Origin of the sequence: Sinomonas sp. G460-2 (assembly GCF_047759905.1) — a bacterium.
Taxonomy (GTDB): Bacteria; Actinomycetota; Actinomycetes; order Actinomycetales; family Micrococcaceae; genus Sinomonas.
In genome coordinates, this window is the sequence record NZ_JBKZWT010000285.1 from 1 (window position 1) to 4,675 (window position 4,675).

Annotated in this window: 5 protein-coding genes; all 5 read right to left on the bottom strand. The window is 70.5% G+C overall.

Going from position 1 to position 4,675, the window contains the following annotated elements; translation table 11 throughout:
- Positions 1-432, bottom strand: a 432-nt coding sequence (locus ACLN58_RS18135; RefSeq protein ID WP_415856641.1) for a DegT/DnrJ/EryC1/StrS family aminotransferase, incomplete at its 3' end; no start/stop codon positions are given.
- Complete coding sequence (locus ACLN58_RS18140; RefSeq protein ID WP_415856642.1) at positions 429-1,424, bottom strand: NAD-dependent epimerase/dehydratase family protein; 996 nt, start codon at positions 1,422-1,424, stop codon at positions 429-431. The genes ACLN58_RS18135 and ACLN58_RS18140, both read right to left, overlap by 4 nt.
- Positions 1,421-2,605, bottom strand: coding sequence for a Gfo/Idh/MocA family protein (locus ACLN58_RS18145; protein WP_415856643.1), 1,185 nt, complete (start codon positions 2,603-2,605; stop codon positions 1,421-1,423). The genes ACLN58_RS18140 and ACLN58_RS18145 overlap by 4 nt, the downstream gene beginning before the upstream one ends.
- A 54-nt stretch (positions 2,606-2,659) precedes the next feature.
- On the bottom strand, positions 2,660-4,186 hold the full coding sequence (locus ACLN58_RS18150) for a sugar transferase (protein ID WP_415856644.1): 1,527 nt from the start codon (positions 4,184-4,186) through the stop codon (positions 2,660-2,662).
- A gap of 270 nt (positions 4,187-4,456) precedes the next feature.
- The coding region (locus ACLN58_RS18155; protein WP_415856645.1) for a helix-turn-helix domain-containing protein at positions 4,457-4,675 on the bottom strand (219 nt) is incomplete at its 5' end.

Here is a 4,675-nt window from a genome sequence, read left to right on the forward strand (position 1 = left end):
GTCAGCGGGGACCCCGCCCTGGTCTACGACGATGACCGCCGCCGTGCGGGGCCCGAGCACCTGGGCCACGCCCGCGACCGTGAGATTCCCGGTCACGGGGTCGACGTCCGCGAACACGGGCTCGGCCCCGACGTACCGCGGCGCATTCGCGGTCGCGATGAAGGAGAAGGAGGGCACCACGACCTCATCGCCGGGCTGGACGCCCGCGACCACGAGGGCGAGGTGCAGCGCCGTCGTGCAGCTCGACACGGCGACGCCGTGCGCCACCCCCTGGGCCGAGGCGAACGCCCGCTCGAACTCCGCGACGCGCGGGCCCTGCGCGAGCCACCCGGAGGCGATGACCTCGGCGACCGCGCGTGCCTCCTCCGCCCCGACCCAGGGCTTCATGACGTTGATGCGGCCCTCATCGGCCTGCCCCGCCTCCGCGCTCATGACGCGGCCACGACCCGCGCCGCGGCGATCTCCTCGCGCAGCGGGCGCCACCACGAGACGAGCCGGCGGAGGCCCTCGTCGAGTGGCATCTCGGATCGGAACCCGAGATCCCGGGCGGCCGCGGCCGTGTCGGCGAGACGCCGCGTCACGGCGTTGACCTTGCGCTCGGGGCCGAACTCGACGGAGAGCTTCGAGTCCATCGCGGCCAGGAGTGCGACCGCGAGCGCGAGCAGGCTCGTCTCGCTGCCGCTCGCCACGTTGTAGACGCCCTCGCGCACGGCCGATTCGGCCGCGTAGATGTTCGCGCGCGCCACATCGCTCGTGTAGACGAAGTCCATGGTCTGCTCGCCGTTGCCGTACACGAGCGGGGGCCGCCCGTCCGCGATCCGCTCCATCCAACGCACGAGCACCTCGGTGTAGAGACCGTGGACGTCCATGCGTGGCCCGTACACGTTGAAGTACCGAAGGGCCACGTAGTCGAGCCCGTACATCGCGCGGAAGCTGCGGGCCATGCCCTCGTTGAAGCTCTTGGCCGCGCCGTACAGCGTGTCGTTGTTGTGGTGGTGGTGCCGCTCGCCGGTCGGGAACTCGTCCGCCGCGCCGTAGACCGACGCACTCGAGGCGAGCACTACCTTGTCCACGCCGTGCTGCGAGGCCGCCTCGAGGACCGTGAACGTCCCGTCGACGAGCACTTCGAGCGCGAGGCGCGGCTCCTCGGCACACTGCGTGATGCGGATGGCGGCCTCGTGGAACACGAGGTCCTTGCCAATCGTCGCGTCGTGGACCGTGTCCCGGTCCCGGAGGTCGCCCTCGATGAGCCGCACCCGCCCTGTGGCGAGCGCGTGGTCGAGGTTCGCCAGCCTTCCGCGCGTGAGGTTGTCGAGGACGTCGACGTGCTCCACGCCCGCGTCGAGCAGATGGTCCACGACCGTGGATCCGATGGTCCCTGCGCCGCCCGTCACGAGCACCCGCGCGCCTGCCAGAACAGTCATGCCCCCGCCTCCTGCCTCAGCGCGCCGTCGACGAGCTCGTGTCCGAAGAGTCCCGGCCCGGTCATGCGGTCGGGTGGTGCGACGTCCGCCTTCGCGCCCCCGGCCTGGAGGCTCCGGCTCGTGGCCTCGAGCACGCCCAAGACGCGCAGCGCGGACGCCCCGCTCGTGGCCGAAGGCCGCTTGCCGCGGATCGCGGCCGCGAACTCGGCGACCATTTGGCCGAGCGCCTCGCGCTCGGGAAGCGCGGGCGACCACGTGTCGCCGAGGCGGTACGAGATCGCGGCGTCGCGGCGGTCCGCTGTGTTGTGGGCACCGTTGCTGTGGGCGCCGCGCTTGGGCAGCTGGACCCCGCGGTCGTAGACGCTCAGCCGCTGCTGCGGGTTGAGGTCGTCCCATACGAGCGTGCGCTGCGTCCCCCCGATGACCATCTGGCGGATTTTCGTGGGGCTGAGCCAGTTGACGTGGATGTGGGCCATGGCCCCGAACGGCAGGTCGAACGAGAGGTGCCCGACGCAGTCGCGTCCCGTGCCGAGCGGATCGGCGCCGTGGGCGGACACCGCCTGCGGCGTCAGCCCGTCGGGGAGGATGAAGTCGAGGATGGAGAGGTCGTGCGGGGCGAGGTCCCAGAACACGTCCACGTCCGGCTGGACGAGCCCGAGGTTGATCCGGACCGAGTCGACGTACAGGACGTCACCGAGTTCGCCGTCCGCGAGCAGCTCGCGCATCTTCTGCACGGCGGGCGTGTAGCAGTACGTGTGGTCGGCCATGAGGACGAGTCCGCGCGAGTCGGCCGCGGCGACCATGTCCGTGCCCTTGGACCAGTGGTCGGCGAGGGGCTTCTCGACGAGCACGTGTTTGCCGGCCCCGAGTGCCGTGAGGGCCACGTGGTGGTGCGTCCTGGCGGGCGTCGCGATGGCGACCGCGTCGACGTCGAGCGTGTCGAGCGCCTCGTCGAGGGATCCGAACGCGGTCGCGCCGTAGAGCGATGCGAGGGCCGCCGCGCGGTCGAGGTCCAGATCGCAGACCGCTACCAGATCCCAATCGGCCGAGCGCTGAAAGTTCCGTGCCAGGTTGGGCCCCCAGTAGCCCGCACCGACGACGACGACCGCGAGTGGGCGGTCAGGCTCGCTCCCAGTGCCGGATCCCCGGAACTGGAGGAGCGAGTGCGGAAGGTCCGCCATGGTCTTGCCTCTTCTCTCGATGCACGCTTGCTGGGTTGCCCGGAGTCATGCGGTTCAGTACGCCCCGCTGGGGGCTACGACGGCGCGGAACGTGCGCCACAGGATCATGAGATCGCCCATGATCGACCAGTTCTCCACGTAGTACAGGTCGAGCCGGACCGAATCGTCCCAGTCCAGGTCAGAGCGCCCGCTGATCTGCCACAGGCCCGTGATCCCGGGCTTGATGAGCATCCGGCGGTGCGTGTACCGCTCGTACTCCCCGACCTCTCGGGCGAGCGGCGGCCTCGGTCCGACGAGGCTCATTTCGCCCTTGAGGACATTGAGGAACTGCGGGAGCTCGTCGAGCGAGTACTTCCTCATCCACTTGCCGCAGCGGGTCACGCGCGGATCGTCCTTGACCTTGAACAGGACGCCCGCGCCCTCGTCCTCCGCCTTGAGATCCTCGAGCCGAGACTCGGCGTCCTGCACCATCGAGCGGAACTTGAGCATCGCGAACGGCCTTCCGGCCTTGCCGATGCGCTCCTGGCGGAACAGCACCGGGCCCGCCGAGTCGAAATGAACGATGAGCGCCAGGACTCCCATGATCGGGGCGAGGACCACGAGGGCAGCGCACGCGAGCACGAGGTCCAGGGCCCGCTTCACCACGTGCTTGGCGCCCGTGTAGTGCGGGAGGTCCACCTCCATGAGCGGGAGGCCCTGCACGGGCCGCCAGTGGATGCGCGGGCCCGCGACGTTCGTGAGGGTCGAGGCGAGCACAAGTTCGGCGTCGTGCTGTTCGAGGTTCCAGCCGAGCTCGCGCACGTAGCGATTGCCCCCTGGGACCGGGCCGGCGATGATCACGGCAGCCGCCTTCTTGAGCGCGACCGTCCGCACGACGTCGTCCGTCGAGCTCAGCACGGGGAGCCGCACGCCGTCGACCGCGAGGCTCTGGCCGCGCCGCCCGCCGGGGAGGACGGCACCCAGGACGTTGTAGGGCGCGCCGTCGCTCGCGGCGATCCGCCGCACCACGTAGCGCACGTCCTCGGGCTCGCCGACCACGACCGCGGGGGTTAGATACAGCCCGCTCTGGCGCTGGTGGTTGAGCCAACGGCGGCTGATCCAGCGGACCACGAGGAGGGCCATGACCCCCGTGCTGAACACGAGCGCGAAGACGCGGGCGGGGAGCCAGTCGGTCATGAGCACCGAGGCGATCGCGAGGACCGCGAAGAGCTGGAAGGATGCCGCGACCACGCGCCGGTACTCCTCCGCCCCGATGCCGAGCACGGAGGCGTCCCGGGTGCCGTAGACGCCGAGCGCCACGGGCCAGAGGACGGCGATCGCCGCGATCGCGGCGAGCCCGCGGGGGCTGTTGTCGCCGAGGATGAGACCGCCCGCCGCGGCGGCGAGGACGACGGCGGAGTCAACCGCGCGCAGGTACAGCGCGTATCGTCGCGGCCAGGCCTGCGCCCGCTCCGAGCGGGCGATGCGCACCGAACTCGCGGTGCGCGCCAAAGGTGTTGCAAACCTCAACACAGTCGAGAGGCGGGGTCCCCACCACGCGGTGATCGTGTGGGCCACACTCTGCTGCGCGCCTACGGACATGACAGTTCCTCGGCTTCCCCGTATGGGGGTCGGTCGGGTGCCGGCCCCTCACCTCTCCAGTACAGCCGCGCGGTGTTCGCTGGTCACCAGTAGTCGGTACCCGAGCTACTACGCGCCTCCGGAGGGGGAACCCTTGGCCTGTACGCAGGAGTACCGGCACCCATTACGCGTCGGCGCGTACTCGGCACTGATCGCGCTGGGCGAGTACTCGAATGGTCCTGTCCAACGGCAGGTAGTCCCCACGCAACCCCCGTCTGACGTGGGGAGTTGTCAGTCGTTGACCGCTTCGTGGAGCTCGTCCCGGCTGCGCACGCCAAGCTTCGCGTAGCTGCGGTGCAGGTGACCCTCGACCGTGCGGACGGAGAGGTGGAGCTGGTCCGCGATCTGCCGGTCGCTCAGGCCCTCGAGGGCGAGGTCCACGACGTCCTGCTCGCGCCGGCTCAGGCGCAGGGAGGCGAGGATCGCCTCCTCCTTCTCGCCCGCCTCTCC